Raw genomic sequence first — 16,452 nt, 5'->3', positions numbered from 1 at the left:
GATTATGTTGATTAGTGATACTATTGCAGCGATTGCTACAGCCGTTGGAGAAGCGGGAATTGCCGTTATCCGTGTTAGTGGTCCAGATGCGATTCCTGAAGTGGATCGAATTTTCAAAAGTCGTATTAAGCTGTCTGATGCTGAATCTCATACGGTTCACTACGGACACATTATAAACCCTCAGACAGAAGAACAAGTAGAAGAGGTACTTGTGACAGTGATGCGGGCCCCACGTTCTTTTACGATGGAGAATGTCGTTGAAGTCAGTGTTCATGGTGGAGTGATCTCCGTTACTCGAGTGATGGGTATTCTGTTGCAGCAAAATATTCGCCTGGCTGAACCAGGTGAGTTCACAAAGCGTGCATTTTTGAATGGAAGAATAGATTTGTCGCAAGCTGAGGCAGTTATTGACCTCATTCGGTCTAAGTCTGATCGAGCGTTTTCTATTGCATTAAAGCAGGTTAAGGGTGATCTATCCCAACAAATTAAGAAACAACGATTTACCTTGATTGAGACGATGGCACATATTGAAGTGAATATTGATTATCCAGAGCATGATGTGGATTCACTCACGTCCTCTTTTATAAAAGATAAATGTGGCGAGGTCATGGAAGGTATTACGAAACTGTTAAAGACAGCGGAGGAAGGTAAAATTCTTCGTGAGGGGATTACAACGGCCATCATTGGTCGTCCTAATGTAGGGAAATCTTCTTTATTGAATACATTGGCGCATGATAATAAAGCGATCGTTACGGATATTCCAGGTACGACACGTGATGTCATTGAAGAGTTTGTTACGATCAACAATATTCCATTGAAGTTGTTAGACACGGCCGGTATTCGTGAAACGCTTGATATAGTTGAGAAGATTGGAGTAGAACGCTCCAAGAATGCGGTAAATGAGGCGGACCTGATTTTGCTTGTATTTGATGCTAGTCAGCCTTTACATGAGGATGAATTGGTATTAATGGAACAAATCCGCGGTAGACAATGCATTGTGATTATGAATAAAATAGACTTACCGTCTATGATCGATATGGATGTTATTAAGCGTTACTTCAATGAAGAGAGTATCGTACAGATGTCTGTAAAGGCTCAAGAAGGAATTGATGCATTGGAAGATGCCATATCACAATTATTCTTCAGTGGAAGTCTTGAGTCGAATGACATGACATATGTAAGTAACGTTCGACATATTGCTCTATTGAATAAGGCGAAGCAATCATTGCAAGATGCGTATGATGCTGCTGATCAATATATCCCGATTGATATGATTCAGATCGATGTTCGATTGGCATGGGAACAACTTGGAGAGATTATTGGGGATACTGCAGGGGATACGTTGCTTGATCAAATCTTCTCGCAATTTTGTTTGGGTAAATAGAGGCTTTTTGTGATTAATTAGTCATTAAAGCTTAATGTTAATAGATAACATAGATACAAATGATACAATTATTTAAGGGAGGTAAGACCATGAGTTATGCAGGTGGAAATTACGATGTCATCGTAATTGGTGCAGGTCATGCCGGTGTTGAAGCTGCGTTAGCTTCTGCTCGGATGGGTTGCACAACATTAATGATTACGATCAATTTAGATATGGTGGCATTTATGCCATGTAACCCTTCAATCGGTGGACCTGCTAAAGGTCATGTCGTGCGTGAAATCGACGCGCTTGGTGGCGAAATGGGTCGAAATATAGATCGGACATTTATTCAAATGAGAATGCTGAACACAGCAAAAGGTCCTGCTGTACATGCTCTTCGGGCACAAGCGGACAAATTCTCTTATCAGCATACAATGAAGGAAACGATGGAGAAGGAATCAAATCTAACGATGCGTCAGGGTATGGTAGATGAGCTCATCGTTGAAGATGGCCATTGTGTCGGCGTAATTACGAAGACGGGTACCGAGTATCGTGGTAAATCGATCGTGTTAACGACAGGGACCTATTTGCGCGGGAAAGTTATCATGGGTGAGTTAGCTTATGAAAGTGGCCCGAATAATCAACAACCTTCTATTAAATTAGCGGAAAATTTGCGTGAGCACGGGTTCGATCTTGTACGATTTAAAACAGGTACGCCTCCACGTGTGCATAGAGATACGATTGATTTCTCCAAGACGGAAATTCAACCAGGGGATAGTAAGCCTAAGTTCTTCTCGTATGAGACAGAATCATCGATGAATTCGAATGAGCAGCTTCCTTGTTGGTTAACCTATACTTCAGTAGATACGCAGCAGATTATCACTGAGAATCTCCATCGTGCGCCTATGTTCTCCGGGATTATTGAAGGAACAGGCCCACGTTATTGTCCATCTATCGAGGATAAAATCGTTCGTTTCAGTGATAAACCGAGACATCAGATTTTTCTAGAGCCAGAAGGTAGAAACACGGCTGAATATTATGTACAAGGCTTGTCAACGAGTATGCCAGAGGATGTTCAATTATCCATGTTACGTTCTATCCCAGGGTTGGAAAAGGTAGAAATGATGCGTAATGGTTATGCGATTGAATACGACGCCATGGTACCTACACAATTATATCCGTCACTTGAGACTAAGAAAATGCCTGGATTGTTCACAGCGGGTCAAATTAATGGTACTTCAGGGTATGAAGAAGCTGCTGGACAAGGGGTTATTGCAGGAATTAACGCAGCACGTAAGGTTCAAGGGAAAGAACCCGTCGTTCTTAATCGCTCGCAAGGGTATATTGGTGTATTGATCGATGACTTGGTGACAAAAGGAACGAATGAACCTTATCGTTTGTTGACTTCACGTGCTGAATATCGTTTATTACTTCGCCATGATAACGCTGATTTACGTCTTACTCCGATTGGACATGAGATTGGTTTAATTACTGATGATCGCTATAAAAGATTCTTAAATAAAAAGAATACAGTTGAACTTGAAGTTGAACGCCTCACGGTTGAGAAGGCGAAACCTAAAGAAGTGAATGCACTTCTAGAAGAGTCCGAGTCCACTCAAATTCAGGATGGAACTACGATGCTGGCACTTTTACGTCGACCTGAAATTAACTATAGTGTCATTGAACAACTCTCACCTTCTCCATATGAATTAACCGATGAGATGAAAGAGCAAGTCGAAATTCAAATTAAATATGCAGGGTATATTGAGAAGCAATTGATTCATGTGGAACGTCTACAGAAGATGGAGAAAAAGAAAATTCCGGATTCTATAGAGTACTCCGAAATTCATGGATTGGCGATCGAAGCTCGCCAGAAACTTGCTAACATTCGTCCGATATCGATTGGGCAAGCATCACGGATCTCAGGTGTTACACCTGCGGATATATCTGTTCTACTGGTATATCTTGAACATTATAACCGTGTAACTGCGGCAAGGGGTTAAGCTATGGATGCTATACAACAGTCATTTACTAGTCGCCTACAGGAGCATGGAATTTCGTTGAGTGAAACACAATTGAACCAATTTGAAATTTATTTCAAAGAATTGGTGAGCTGGAATGAAAAGATGAATTTAACTGGTATCACGGAGAGGGATCAGGTGTATACGAAACATTTCTTTGATTCCGTTTCCCTTGCTTTTTTTGTAGATATGAAGCATGTGAAGACACTAGCGGATATTGGTTCTGGAGCGGGATTCCCTGGAATCCCACTCAAGATTTGTTTCCCAGATATTCAGTTGACGATTATCGATTCGCTTAACAAAAGAATATCTTTCCTCAAAAATATCGTTGAGCAGTTAGACCTCACGGGTGTTGAACTGATTCATGGAAGAGCAGAGGAATGGGGACAGAAACAAGGGTACCGAGATCATTATGATCTAGTAACGGCGAGAGCCGTTGCGAAGTTAGCACTGCTTAACGAATTTTGTTTACCTTTTGTACGCGTGGATGGAACATTCGCCGCTATGAAGGGTAGTGATCCTGCAGATGAATTGAAAGAAGCTTCGTATAGCTTCAAACAATTAAAAGGCAAGCTTACCAAAGTTGAAAAATTCACACTTCCGGTGGAAGATGCTGAACGTCACATTATCATTGTACAAAAGAGAGCAGCTACACCTCAAAAATACCCAAGAAGTCCAGGGGTAGCAGCTAAGTCTCCTCTAATATAGGTTGTACCACACAATGTTTCACGTGAAACATTGTGAATCATAAAGACTTTGTGTCCCAGATCATTGGGATAACAAAGTCTTTTATTTATATTTAGGAATAAACAATATATAGAAATTAATGAGTATGATAGAATAGGATTATATGAAAAATAATGATAGAATAGGATAGGTAGAATTTCTTACAACATGTGATGAAAAATCATCATTTTTTCAAATAATAGAACAACAGATTTTGGGTGTATGGAGCATTATTTTCTACGTTGAATGAAAGCGAATGGTCCATAAATGTACAAAGTGAACTAAACGGTTTTTACTTTGTATACCGATTAGAAGGTGCTGGCATTGCATGGTGGAATGTACTCGATTGAAGTAATCCACTTTGACTCGGTACTATTATGAAACTAGGTGGTAATATACGGAATGAAAGAACAATTTTCTAAGTTATTTGGCCTAACCGAGCGCACTAATGGGGATGAAGTGAAACAAATTCCAGTTGACGACATTGTAGGAAGCCCCTTTCAACCGCGCACTATTTTTGATGATAATAAGATTGATGAACTGTGTCAGACGATTAAAACTCATGGTGTGATTCAGCCTATCGTTGTTCGTTATCGCAATGATAAGTATGAGATTATTGCAGGTGAACGTCGTTGGCGAGCAGTTAAGAAGTTAGGACTTGAAACGATACCTGCTATTGTCCGTGATTTCAATGATTCACAAGCAGCTTCCATTGCATTGATTGAGAATTTGCAACGTGAGGGATTAACTTCTATTGAAGAAGCAGTTGCTTATCAGAAACTCATTGACTTACATCAATTAACACAAGAGAGTCTAGCTCAGCGCTTGGGTAAGAGTCAATCTACGATTGCTAATAAGATTCGATTACTACACTTGCCAGAAGCGGTGAAGCAAGCTCTAATGGAACGAAAAGTCACTGAGCGGCATGCACGCGCGCTTTTATCTTTAAGTCCTGAAGCACTGCAACTGAAGTTACTAGCTGAAGTCATTGCTAAAGAATTAAATGTGAAGCAAACCGAAGCAAGAGTGGCCTATTATAAAGAATCATCTATAGTAAAGAAATCAAAAAGAATCTCATTCACCAAAGATGTTCGTCTCGCTTTGAATACCATTAGACAGTCTATTGATATGGTATCTGGATCAGGATTGTCAATTAAAACAACTGAGAAGGATCACGAGGATCACTATGAAATTGTAATTCAAATTCCCAAAAGATCATGAAGCGGGGGAAGATGGAAGTGGCAATTTAAGCTGCTTTTTCTTAAAATATAAGAAAGTATAAGTTTCACTTGATACTCTATTCCTTATATGTCCGCTAAAACGAGTGCTGTCCTTGAAAAAGGGCGGCACAGCCGTTTCTACTTGTGAAGTAGTTAGGATTCAGTCCAACTAACTCAATAAACCAATTTCGATACCGTATAACCATATCTCACGAACTACACGAAGAGTCAATAATATATTGAGGTGAATTGAGTGTCTAAAATTATTGCCATAGCTAATCAAAAGGGCGGGGTAGGTAAAACAACGACCTCCGTTAATCTGGGTGCTGGCATGGCTTCTTTAGGGAAGAGAGTGCTTCTAGTTGATATAGATCCGCAGGGAAACACAACAAGTGGTGTTGGAATTAATAAAGCGGATGTTGCGAATTGTATATATGATGTCATCATAAATGAAGTTCATCCCAAAGATGCTATCATTCATACAGAAGTAGAGGGTTTACATATTATTCCTGCCACAATTCAATTGGCTGGAGCAGAAATAGAATTGGTGCCTACCATATCTAGAGAACTACGTCTTAAGAAATCGTTACAATTGGTAAAAGACAAATATGACTACATTTTGATAGATTGCCCACCATCCTTAGGGATACTAACCATTAACTCACTTACGGCTGCAGATTCTGTCATTATCCCAATTCAGTGTGAATATTACGCTTTAGAGGGTTTAAGCCAGTTACTTAACTCGATCCGATTGGTTCAGAAACATCTAAATACTTCTTTGCAAATTGAAGGTGTTCTATTAACGATGTTCGATGCCCGTACGAATCTAGGAATTCAAGTTATTGAGGAAGTTAAGAAATATTTCCAAGATAAAGTGTACCGTACTGTAATTGCAAGAAATGTTCGATTGAGCGAAGCTCCATCACATGGTAAATCGATCATAACGTATGACCCTCGCTCTAAAGGGGCTGAAGCGTACCTAGAGTTGGCAAAGGAAGTGATCTCATATGAGTAAGCGATTGGGTAGAGGGCTAGATGCTTTAATCCCGTCACTATCTATTAATGATGATGACAAGATTGTTGAAATTTCACTTGGTCAATTACGTGCGAATCCTTATCAACCTCGTAAGGAATTTAAAGAAGAGGCAATACAGGAATTAGCAGAGTCTATTCGCCAACATGGTGTCATTCAACCGATTATCGTACGTAGTGTTATTAAAGGTTATGAAATTATTGCTGGTGAACGTCGTTTCCGAGCATCTCAATATTGTGGAAAGGCAACTATTCCGGCGGTTGTTCGTAACTTTACTGATCAGCAGGTCATGGAGATTGCATTAATTGAGAATTTGCAACGTGAGAACTTAAACGCTATGGAAATTGCTGTTGCATATCAAGGGCTCATGGATCAATATTCTTTAACACAAGAAGAGCTTTCACTTAAAGTGGGTAAATCAAGATCTCATATTGCTAATTTCTTGCGGTTACTGGCATTGCCTGAAGAAGTTAAGGATTATGTTTCACGTGGAACATTGACTATGGGTCATGCGAGAGCGATCGTAGGGATTAAGGATCCAGTAGTCATTAAACAATTAGCAAAACAATGCGTAGATAATGAGTGGAGTGTAAGAGAGCTGGAGGAAACGGTGAAATACTTGGACCGTAAACCAGTAGAAACTCAAAAACCGACGTCTAAGAAAACGGATCCATATATTGATCATCTAGAAGAGTCACTTCGGGATCGATTCCATACAACGGTGAAGATTAAACATAATAAAGAAGATAAAGGCAAGATTGAATTGAATTATTACAGCAAACAAGATTTAGAACGATTATTGGAACTGTTGCAACAAGCATAGAGGGACAGACATTTCTATGATAATTCGATCATGAAAAATAGTGGTTGAGAGAGGGCATATCTGGTTTGTTTTCCATCATAGGAAAAGGATATGCTTTTCTGCTTTTAGAGGAGGGTTCTGATTGGATTCAATTATTTACTTAGATCATGCGGCTACCTCTTGGCCTAAACCTCCTGGTGTACTCGAAGCAATGCAGATCACTATGGAACAGTCAGCCGCTAATCCCGGAAGAGGAAGTCATACGATGGCTGTTAAGGCCAGTCGAGTGCTCTTCGAAACTAGGTTGCAACTATCGAAATTATTTCATATCAGGAATGCTAATGATATTGCGTTTACACCTCATACGACGATGGCACTGAATATGGCGATTAAGGGATTGTTAAAAGAGGGTGACCATGTCGTTGCTACGATGGTGGAACATAATTCTGTTCGACGTCCACTAGAATATTTGAAGAGAACACTTGGAATAACTGTTGATTATGTAAAGGTTAACGACAAAGGTGAATTGAACCTTAAGGATGTAGAAATGGCATTGAAACAACCAACATCATTAGTCGTGTGCAATCATAGTTCGAATTTATTAGGAAGTATCCTGCCTGTGGAGGAAATAGGTAGATTAGCTCATCATCATGGAGCTGTTCTTTTAGTAGATGCCGCACAAAGCGCAGGAATCCTTGATATAGATGTAGAACGCATGAATATCGATCTATTGGCTTTTCCAGGGCATAAAGGTTTACTAGGGCCTCAGGGGACGGGAGGGCTCTATATTGCCCCTCATATGGATCTGGATCCGTTGTTACATGGTGGGACTGGGAGTCAATCTGAGGAGAAGGAACAACCTTCTGTTCGACCTGATCGTTATGAAGCAGGGACACCCAACACTGCTGGAATTGCCGGGTTACGAGCAGGGGTGGAAAAAGTGATTGAGCTAACTCCTAAATGGATATATACTCATGAATGGAATCTTACACAGCGGCTTTTAGAGGGGCTAGAGCCCATCACTGGCATCTCTTTATTAGGACCAGACAAGGGAATGCCGCGCACGGGTATTGTTTCTTTCGTAGTGGATAATCATGATTCATCAGAAATTGCATTTCGGTTAGATCGTGAATTTGGAATTGCTGTGCGAGCAGGACTTCATTGTACGCCATTAGCCCATTATGCTGTTCATACAGAACAAAGTGGTGCAGTGCGTGCAAGTGTAGGGGTTAATACAACAGAAGTAGAAGTGGATTCTCTAATTAGAGCCATGGAAAGAATTATGTAAACGAGAATAGACTAGAACTTTAATATGTATAGCCTAGTCTAGATTAAGGAAAGGAAATGAATCATCAATGTCGGAACTTAACGGTTTAATTGAGGAACATTTGGCTATATTTATTGGAGTCATCATGTTTGTGGTGTTTATGTTGTTGATCTTGATGTTATCGCAATTATCCAAATTAAAAAAATTGCGCCGTAGATACGAAATGATGATGTCAGGTAGTGGAGTAGAAAATCTAGAGTCACTGCTGATCGATCTGAAAATGCAATTAGATAGCATGGAAGACGATCATAAACAACAGCGAGTGATATTGGATAGTACCGTGAATAAGCTACATTCCGTAAAAGGACATGTGGGTCTAATTAGATATAATGCATTTGGAGAAAGGGGTAGCGATCTAAGCTTCTCTGTGGCAATCATGGATGATCATTCTGATGGTGTCGTACTTACTTCAATATATAATCGGGAGAATTCCTATATCTATGCTAAATCGCTTGAACAAGGTGAATCTAAACACGCTTTATCGACGGAGGAGAAGGAAGCTATTACTCTCGCAAAGCAAAATATGTAGAGTGAGACTTCCATTCCTTAATCGCGGAGTATAGACTTGTTGCGATAATTTCAGATAAGCGCATCACTAGACTTAAACGTGTGTTTTGCAATACGAAATATTCCATGAAGCCGCCGACGTTAACGATGCCAGTCAGATGGATATCGCCGATCGGCGGTAATTGTTTATTTACACCCGCACCGGGCTTCAGAGGCCCATCAGCTACTTGTATACAGCCTATACTAGAGGATTGACCTAAACAGGCGTCTATACCGATGATAAAGGGTTGATGAAACAATTCATGAATAGAAGATATGGTGTCTTGTAAGTTAACGGCATGAACGGGTTCATCCAATGTGCCATAGATGCGGAAGAGATGACTATTAAAGCGAGATAAAGAAGTGCCTACGAGCGGACCAAGGCTGTCTCCTGTAGATCGATCGGTTCCAATACACACAATAATAACAGGCTGGCCCTCTTTGACTTGTGAGAGATGGAATAACAACCGATGAATGATAGCAGAATGGATTTCAGGGTCCGTATGTGGTATTTTTAAGCAAGAAAGCTGTTGTTGCGAGAATGGGTTGGTGAGAGGGCTCATATGATCTTCCTTTCCAGTATGGATCGTAGTACTAGTATATGGATGAAATGATTTATTTATACTCAGATCCCATGTATGGATATGGTAAGCGTAGAATAATGTCTATTTAAACCTATTGAATGCATAAGCGGACACTATTTAAGATAAAACACAGGGGGCTGTATGATGGAGGAATGGCTTCTCATTGCATTTGACTCCACTCAGCAGGCACTGAGAGCTGAAATGCTACTGGAGTATGCAGATATTGAAATTGACTTATTTCCTACACCCAAAGATGTTACTGCAGGCTGCGCACTATCTATTCTCTTTCCAGAGAAGGATTTGATTGTCGTGCAGAGCATCATTGAACAAGAGCGGGTAGAGATTCGTGGCATCTTTACAAAAAACAACTTAGAGCATTATGAAATCATCGAGATGTAAGGAGGAGGAATCTTGCAGAATTCAGGGACTGAAACTGAGAATGCGAAGAAAGTCATAGAGGAGGCGCTGAATTTTAAAGACAGGGCGTGGAATTGGCTAACGGATAGTGATATGTGGATGGTTGTTCTCTTAGCAGCCGTAAGAATAATTATTATATTTGTGCTGACTCGTTTGGTTATTAAAATCGTATATAAAGTCATAGACAAAACGTTGTCACATCAGGAGAATAGTAAGCTAAGAATGAATCCTCGACGCTTCGTGACGGTAGGGGGGCTGCTTAAGAACACCATAACGGTGGTATGTAATTTCGTTATGTTCTTGATCGTATTATCCGAGTTTAACTTTGACCTTGCGCCGCTGCTTGCTGGAGCGGGTGTGCTAGGTTTAGCTATTGGATTCGGGGCTCAAAGCGTGGTGAAAGACGTGATTACAGGGTTCTTCATCATATTAGAAGATCAATTCGCGGTTGGAGACGTCATTCAGACAGGCACCTTCAAAGGTACCGTGGAGATGATAGGAATTCGTACGACAAGAATCGTAAGCCATACGGGTGAAGTATACGTATTACCGAATGGAGCGATTACAACTGTTACAAATTATTCGTTATCGAATGCATTAGCGATTGTAGATATCCCTATTAAGAATGAACGTAATCTTGAGCAGAGCATCACACTTATACAACAAGCTTTAGTAGATACCTATGAGAAAACTCCTGAAATGATCTCTTCACCCAATGTGTTAGGTGTCCAATCATTAAGTACAAGTGAATATGCGCTTCGGATTGTGGCAGAATGCTTACCAGCGACTCGTGAAAGGGTAGAACGTCAAATCCAGATGGATGTAAGGCAAGCCATTGAGGATGAGGAAGCGTTACAATTAGAAATCATGAAACGTGAGGAGGGTACTGGGGATGGAACGTAAGGTATTTCAATTAGGTGATGTTGTACAAATGAAGAAGCAGCATCCGTGTGGAAGCAATGAAATGGAGATTATTCGTATGGGAATGGACATTCGAATTAAATGCGTCGGGTGTCAGCATAGTGTACTCATTCCACGTGTGAAATTTGAAAAAAATATGAAGAAGGTCCTTCGTTCCACGTTGCCACCAGATACATCAATAGAATCGTTGAATTGAGGTTTAATAGAGGGGATATGAGGGGAATGGAAAGCATTCCATTATTATTGATCTTTAAGAGTGCTTAATCTGGATGATGCCTAGATGCCTGACTTAAAAGACTTGCTACAGATTACTGTAGCAAGTCTTTTTTGTAAATATAAGAGGTTATAAGTTTCACTTGATAATCTAATTCTTATATTTCCGAAGAGATGGATATCCGCCTTCGGAACCGATGTAACTGTTTCTTCTTGTTTGAGAATAGGGTAAGTAATGTAAAAAAAACAAACGGATGTTGTTAATGTAATTAATGCATTAACCTAACAATAACATGACATTATACGTCATTTATTTGTTAGGTATGTTGTAGAAAGTAATCAAATACAGTGAAGTGTTAATACATTAACGTAGTCTTACGTTAACAAAGTTAATAAATCTAGATAGATTTGTTATCGTTTAGTAAAATATCTAAACGAGATGGGTCCTAGTAAAAGAAATAAGATTTGTCTGGTTGTGTAGAAGTATGTTGAATTAGACACACATCCAAGGTAAAATTATACAAGTAAAGAATGGATAGAGTTCATAGATTCCATTATATATGAGAGTTATGTCAATGTTTGAGGCTATTTGGCTGTTCAATTACAATTGAAAACATAATCATATTTTTACATAGAAGTTGAAGTAAGCTACATATAATGTAGCTTCTGATCGCTTCATGGATCAGGACAGAGATTGACTAGACTTGTAGTGTCATGATTTCAGTATGACCCTCATCCTAAAGCACATAGGCTTTAGGAGTACTGAAGAACACATAACAACGGAGAAGTGAGTGAGAATGAACCAATTAGAGGTCAAAAAGAAATGATTTAAGAATTAAGCGCGACCATAGACGGAAGCAGTTAGTCCTTTAATTTATAAGGCGATGTTCAGTGACGTATTGAAATTATTGATACGTGAATGTACCAAAGAGGGCACAGACAATTCAAAGGTAATTAATTTCTGTGTCTGTCTCAAGGTTTAGTCAATAATATGGTGTTGATAATTTTAAAGTGTGGTGTACTAGGTTAAGTATGAACATGAACGACGTTTGATCGTTTGCAATCAGTCATAAGCGGCTAATGTTATGACATCCTGAATTACGTCTGAGTAGATAAGGTGATAGAAAAGAAGCTGAAGCATGAGCATACTTTTTTGGATTATTAGTCTGCTTAAAGAAATATGAACATATTATAAATTAAAATGCTTGGAATATTATGAGATTTGGGTTATATTAATAAATAAATTGATTTTATTGTGTTAATATACCTTACATAAAAAATATACAAGGGACAAATATTTCCTTAAATTGACCTGTGGTCATTATTGAAATGTGTATATTGTTTCAGGGAAGTAATTATTGTTTACTAGCTTGTTTGCTTCAGTTAACCGAGTTGGTTAATGACAATTGGGGGATATATTATATTTATAATATATATTAGAAATTATTAAAAGGAGGAGAATTTGCATGACAAAAAAATGGAACTTAATGTTAGTGCTTTTGTTAGCGCTAACGGTAGTACTCTCCGCATGTTCAGGGGACAACAAAAAGGCGACCGCCCCTGAAACAAATAAAACAAAAGAGACGGTGGATACTACAACACCTGTTGAGACTCCAGCTGAGGGAGAGCAATCAAGTGGCTTAATCAAAGCAACTGATGCATCTCTAAATCCAGAATTGGCTAAGAACCGTAAAGATACACTGATTGTTGGTATGACAGATCCAAAAGGGGTATTCAGCCCACTGTTTATGGAAACGGCTTATGACTATTATGTAAACTATTCAGTTTTTGATTCTTTCCTACAAGTAAAAGCTGACGGAAGCTATGTGAACAGCTTGGCTGAGAAAATTGATGTATCTGAAGACGGATTGAAATATACGTACCATCTTAAACCGGGTGTTACTTACACTGACGGTAGCCCAATGAAAGCTAGCGATTACTTGTTTACAATGAAGTTGCTCCTTGATAAGAGCTATGATGGTGAATCTGATCCACTAAGTTATCATATCGTAGGTGCTAAAGAATACAACGAAGGTAAATCAAGTGACATCTCTGGTATCAAAGTAATCGATGACAATACAGTTGAAGTAAGTCTTACAGAATATTCTGCGTTGAGTCCAGTTGAATTGGGCACTGTATACATTTTGCCTGAATCTTACTATGGTAAGGGATACAAACAAGGTGATTTGTCATCTGTAAAAGAATTTAATAGTAAGCCACTTGGTAGTGGTCAATACAAAGTTACAAGTTACAAAGCTGGTCAAGAAATTGTATTGGCAGCTAATGAGAACTACTTCAAAGGAACTCCAGTAATTAAGAATGTTATCTTCAAAACAACAACAGATTCGACGAACATGGCGATGCTACAATCTGGTGAAACAGATATGGATAACATCAACGTTTCCGAAGATAACGTTGATGAATTGAAAGCTCTAGGATTCTTAGATATCAACATCCTTCCAAACAATGGTTATGGATACATTGGATTTAACCATAAGCTTAAGAAATTCCAAGATCCAAAAGTACGTCAAGCACTTACTTATGGTTTGAATCGTGAAGAAATTGTAAAAGGCATCTACGGACCTTACGCGGATGTAATTAACATCCCTGAGTCGAAAGTATCTTGGGCATTTACTGATGAGAATATCGAAAAGTATGACTTCGATATAGAAAAAGCAAAAGCATTGCTAGACGAAGCAGGATGGGTTGTTGGAGCAGATGGCCTTCGTGAGAAGGATGGAGAGAAATTCAAAATCAACTTCTCCGCTACTGCTGGTAATCCAGTTGTAGAAGCATTGCTTCCAATCATGACCGCTAACTACAAAGAGTTAGGAATTGAAATTGTTGCAGAAACACTAGACTTCAATGCAATCACCGATAAGAAAACTGCTGGCAATTTCGATATGTACTTCGCTGCATGGGGCTTGACACCAGATCCTAACAACACAGTGTACATTACAAAAGGTGCACAAAATGATGTTGGGTATTCTAATGCCAAAGTCGATGAATTGATGGCTACTGGTAAGAAAGAAATGGATACTGAAAAGCGTAAAGATATTTATAAAGAAATGTATCAAGAGATGAACAAGGATATTCCTGTAATCTTTATGTACCAAAGAACAAACATGACAGCGGTGAATGCTAGAGCACAAGGATTCGATATTTCGCCGTACAAGGATTTCCCTTTCAGCTTACACCAAGTTGAATTGCAACAATAAAGTATGTCAGATATGCTCAGCTCATAAGAGCTGAGCATATCCACTTATAGCCAGGGGGAATAGGAATGAAGCAGTATATCATTCGACGGCTGTTGCAGATGATTCCTACGCTAATTGGCATTTCTATCATTATTTTTGCCATTTCAGCGATGGTTCCAGGGGATTACATTACAGCGCGAGCGAATCCGAATATGTCTATTGAGAAGCAGGAGCAACTTAGAAGCATATACGGACTGGATAAGCCAGATTATCAACGTTATTTTATATGGGCAGGAAATATGGTTAAGGGGAATTTCGGGGATTCTATGCAGCACAAACAACCCGTAACGACTGTTATTAACACATATGTATGGAATTCATTTATTATCGGAATCTTCGCGTTGTTCTTTAGTTGGTTTATTGCGATGATCACCGGTATATTTTCTGCTAAATTTCAGTATTCTTTCTTCGATAAGATAGTCACACTATTAGTATTTATATGTATGTCACTACCTTCCTTTTTTATAGGTCTATTGCTTATCAAGTTCTTTGCACTAGATATGAAACTGTTTCCGGTTGGAGGAATGATTACATCCGGGTTAAATGCTAGAGGATGGGAATATTTCATTGATGTACTTAAACATAGCTTCTTACCGATTATGGTACTGACTATGCTGTCTACAGGTAGCTTAACACGCTACTTCCGTACAAGTATGTTGGAAGTCATTCGTCAGGATTATATACGTACTGCGAGAGCTAAAGGTCTCAAAGAACGGACAGTTATATTTAAGCATGCATTTCGGAATGCGATGATTCCTGCGATCACTCTACTTGGGTTTGAACTGCCAGGACTGTTTGGTGGAGCTATGATTCTAGAGCAAATATTTGTTTGGCCTGGTGTCGGTCACATATATCTTAATTCTATTAATATGAGAGATTATCCCTTTATGCTCGGGTTTACAATCTTTCTAGCTATGCTGACCTTGTTGGGTAATTTGCTCGCCGATGTGCTCTATGGAATTGCAGACCCCAGAATTCGTTTAAAGTAGGAGGAGATTGCGTTGTCTGCTGATGTTATGCCTATAACGGAAAATAAAAATACCAAAGCTAAGGCTGTTGATACACCGTGGAAAACGGCAATGCGCCGCTTTACCCGAAATAAGCTTGCGGTAATTGGATTTATAATGATTGTGTTCATGTTCATACTTTGTTTTATAGGGCCTCTTTTCTCACCACATAATCTCTTCGACTATAGTTTGAAGAATAAGAACTTGGCACCTAACGGTACTTATTGGTTGGGTACAGACAAGCTAGGTCGCGATATTCTGCTTCGTATGATGTTGGCCGGTCGAATTTCTTTATTAGTTGGACTTGTTGCTACGTGTATTACGGTTATGATCGGTGCGACATTGGGTGCAGTAGCTGGTTTCTATGGAAAATTGGTTGATAATTTGATTATGCGTGTTGCTGATATTTTCATGGCTCTTCCATCGCTACCGATCTTGATTATTCTTGGAGCTGTTCTATCGGATCTGAAGGTACATCCTTCTAGTAGAATATACTACTTGATGGTTATTATCGGGGTTCTAAACTGGACAACTCTAGCACGGCTTGTACGGGGACAAATTCTAACACTTCGTGAACAAGAATTTATGCAGGCGACTGAAGCGCTAGGTCTAAAGGACAAACGTAAAATATTTAAGCATCTTTTACCGAATACGATCCCGGTCATTATCGTGGCTGCAACGCTTAGTGTAGCTGGTGCGATTCTATCGGAGTCAGCACTGAGTTTCTTGGGTATTGGTGTCGTACCACCTACGCCATCTTGGGGTAACATGATCTCTGCAGCGAACAATCTGATTGATTTCCGGAAGAGACCGTGGTTATGGATTCCGCCAGGTATGTGTATTCTGATCACATCTGTAGCGATTAACTTGATTGGTGATGGACTACGCGACGCACTGGATCCTAAAACAAAGAAATAATAATTTAATGGATAAAAAGTACAAGTGATGGATGCAAGCAGCGTGAGCTGCTTCCTTGAACAACGTCGGTTGGCGCCAATAAAACCGATATCTTCAA

General features: G+C 39.4%; 15 protein-coding genes. 14 read left to right on the top strand and 1 reads right to left on the bottom strand.

Translation table 11 applies throughout. The features are described from left to right. The first annotated feature begins 7 nt into the window (after positions 1-7). The 8 genes from mnmE to PGLA_RS14670 all read left to right on the top strand — a co-directional run bounded on the left by mnmE (position 8) and on the right by PGLA_RS14670 (position 9,021). Positions 8-1,384, top strand: a complete 1,377-nt coding sequence (gene mnmE / locus PGLA_RS14705; protein WP_068534018.1) for a tRNA uridine-5-carboxymethylaminomethyl(34) synthesis GTPase MnmE — start codon at positions 8-10, stop codon at positions 1,382-1,384. Between the two features lie 89 nt (positions 1,385-1,473). Continuing rightward, positions 1,474-3,366: a tRNA uridine-5-carboxymethylaminomethyl(34) synthesis enzyme MnmG gene (gene mnmG / locus PGLA_RS14700; protein ID WP_068533970.1), complete on the top strand. Its 1,893-nt coding sequence runs from the start codon at positions 1,474-1,476 to the stop codon at positions 3,364-3,366. Positions 3,367-3,369: 3 nt separating this feature from the next. Beyond that, complete coding sequence (gene rsmG / locus PGLA_RS14695) at positions 3,370-4,092, top strand: 16S rRNA (guanine(527)-N(7))-methyltransferase RsmG (RefSeq protein WP_068533968.1); 723 nt, start codon at positions 3,370-3,372, stop codon at positions 4,090-4,092. Positions 4,093-4,512: 420 nt separating this feature from the next. Continuing rightward, positions 4,513-5,331, top strand: a complete 819-nt coding sequence (gene noc, locus PGLA_RS14690) for a nucleoid occlusion protein (protein ID WP_068533966.1) — start codon at positions 4,513-4,515, stop codon at positions 5,329-5,331. Between the two features lie 252 nt (positions 5,332-5,583). Further along, positions 5,584-6,345 (top strand): ParA family protein, encoded by a 762-nt coding sequence (locus PGLA_RS14685; protein ID WP_068533964.1) that lies wholly within the window; start codon positions 5,584-5,586, stop codon positions 6,343-6,345. Beyond that, positions 6,338-7,186 (top strand): ParB/RepB/Spo0J family partition protein, encoded by an 849-nt coding sequence (locus PGLA_RS14680; protein ID WP_068533962.1) that lies wholly within the window; start codon positions 6,338-6,340, stop codon positions 7,184-7,186. Before PGLA_RS14685 ends, PGLA_RS14680 begins: the two co-directional genes overlap by 8 nt. Positions 7,187-7,307: 121 nt before the next feature. Further along, positions 7,308-8,453 carry an aminotransferase class V-fold PLP-dependent enzyme gene (locus tag PGLA_RS14675; RefSeq protein WP_068533960.1) on the top strand — a complete coding sequence of 382 codons (1,146 nt, stop codon included), beginning with the start codon at positions 7,308-7,310 and terminating at the stop codon, positions 8,451-8,453. Positions 8,454-8,520: 67 nt separating this feature from the next. Next, positions 8,521-9,021: a DUF4446 family protein gene (locus PGLA_RS14670; protein ID WP_068533958.1), complete on the top strand. Its 501-nt coding sequence runs from the start codon at positions 8,521-8,523 to the stop codon at positions 9,019-9,021. Here the strand turns inward: PGLA_RS14670 and yyaC are convergent. Further along, positions 8,996-9,601 carry a spore protease YyaC gene (gene yyaC, locus PGLA_RS14665; RefSeq protein WP_068533956.1) on the bottom strand — a complete coding sequence of 202 codons (606 nt, stop codon included), beginning with the start codon at positions 9,599-9,601 and terminating at the stop codon, positions 8,996-8,998. The genes PGLA_RS14670 and yyaC overlap by 26 nt on opposite strands. A 165-nt stretch (positions 9,602-9,766) precedes the next feature. On the opposite strand from yyaC, the gene PGLA_RS14660 reads away from it, so the two are divergent. The 6 genes from PGLA_RS14660 to opp4C all read left to right on the top strand — a co-directional run bounded on the left by PGLA_RS14660 (position 9,767) and on the right by opp4C (position 16,355). Beyond that, a complete protein-coding gene (locus PGLA_RS14660) occupies positions 9,767-10,021 on the top strand; it encodes a putative Se/S carrier protein (RefSeq protein ID WP_068533954.1) in 255 nt (84 codons plus the stop codon). A 12-nt stretch (positions 10,022-10,033) separates the two neighbouring features. Next, on the top strand, positions 10,034-10,942 hold the full coding sequence (locus tag PGLA_RS14655) for a mechanosensitive ion channel family protein (protein ID WP_068533952.1): 909 nt from the start codon (positions 10,034-10,036) through the stop codon (positions 10,940-10,942). After that, positions 10,932-11,156 (top strand): DUF951 domain-containing protein, encoded by a 225-nt coding sequence (locus PGLA_RS14650; RefSeq protein ID WP_068533949.1) that lies wholly within the window; start codon positions 10,932-10,934, stop codon positions 11,154-11,156. Before PGLA_RS14655 ends, PGLA_RS14650 begins: the two co-directional genes overlap by 11 nt. Positions 11,157-12,639: 1,483 nt before the next feature. After that, entirely contained in the window at positions 12,640-14,391 is a 1,752-nt protein-coding gene (locus PGLA_RS14645) for an ABC transporter substrate-binding protein (protein WP_068533947.1), read from the top strand. Between the two features lie 65 nt (positions 14,392-14,456). Next, a complete protein-coding gene (locus PGLA_RS14640; RefSeq protein ID WP_068533945.1) occupies positions 14,457-15,419 on the top strand; it encodes an ABC transporter permease in 963 nt (320 codons plus the stop codon). 27 nt (positions 15,420-15,446) lie between these two features. Further along, entirely contained in the window at positions 15,447-16,355 is a 909-nt protein-coding gene (gene opp4C / locus PGLA_RS14635) for an oligopeptide ABC transporter permease (RefSeq protein WP_145939564.1), read from the top strand. Positions 16,356-16,452: the final 97 nt, after the last annotated feature.

This window comes from Paenibacillus glacialis, assembly GCF_001637205.1.
Classification (GTDB): Bacteria; Bacillota; Bacilli; order Paenibacillales; family Paenibacillaceae; genus Paenibacillus_AQ; species Paenibacillus_AQ glacialis.
This window is presented reverse-complemented; position numbering and strand designations above follow the sequence as displayed.

Excerpts from the sequence above, each read along its gene's own strand:
- mnmG (WP_068533970.1), top strand. The coding sequence starts at position 1,474 with ATGAGTTATGCAGGTGGAAATTACGATGTCATCGTAATTGGTGCAGGT.
- rsmG (WP_068533968.1), top strand. The coding sequence starts at position 3,370 with ATGGATGCTATACAACAGTCATTTACTAGTCGCCTACAGGAGCATGGA.
- noc (WP_068533966.1), top strand. The coding sequence starts at position 4,513 with ATGAAAGAACAATTTTCTAAGTTATTTGGCCTAACCGAGCGCACTAAT.
- PGLA_RS14680 (WP_068533962.1), top strand. The coding sequence starts at position 6,338 with ATGAGTAAGCGATTGGGTAGAGGGCTAGATGCTTTAATCCCGTCACTA.
- PGLA_RS14670 (WP_068533958.1), top strand. The coding sequence starts at position 8,521 with ATGTCGGAACTTAACGGTTTAATTGAGGAACATTTGGCTATATTTATT.
- yyaC (WP_068533956.1), bottom strand. The coding sequence starts at position 9,601 with ATGAGCCCTCTCACCAACCCATTCTCGCAACAACAGCTTTCTTGCTTA.
- PGLA_RS14660 (WP_068533954.1), top strand. The coding sequence starts at position 9,767 with ATGGAGGAATGGCTTCTCATTGCATTTGACTCCACTCAGCAGGCACTG.
- PGLA_RS14650 (WP_068533949.1), top strand. The coding sequence starts at position 10,932 with ATGGAACGTAAGGTATTTCAATTAGGTGATGTTGTACAAATGAAGAAG.
- PGLA_RS14645 (WP_068533947.1), top strand. The coding sequence starts at position 12,640 with ATGACAAAAAAATGGAACTTAATGTTAGTGCTTTTGTTAGCGCTAACG.
- PGLA_RS14640 (WP_068533945.1), top strand. The coding sequence starts at position 14,457 with ATGAAGCAGTATATCATTCGACGGCTGTTGCAGATGATTCCTACGCTA.
- opp4C (WP_145939564.1), top strand. The coding sequence starts at position 15,447 with ATGCCTATAACGGAAAATAAAAATACCAAAGCTAAGGCTGTTGATACA.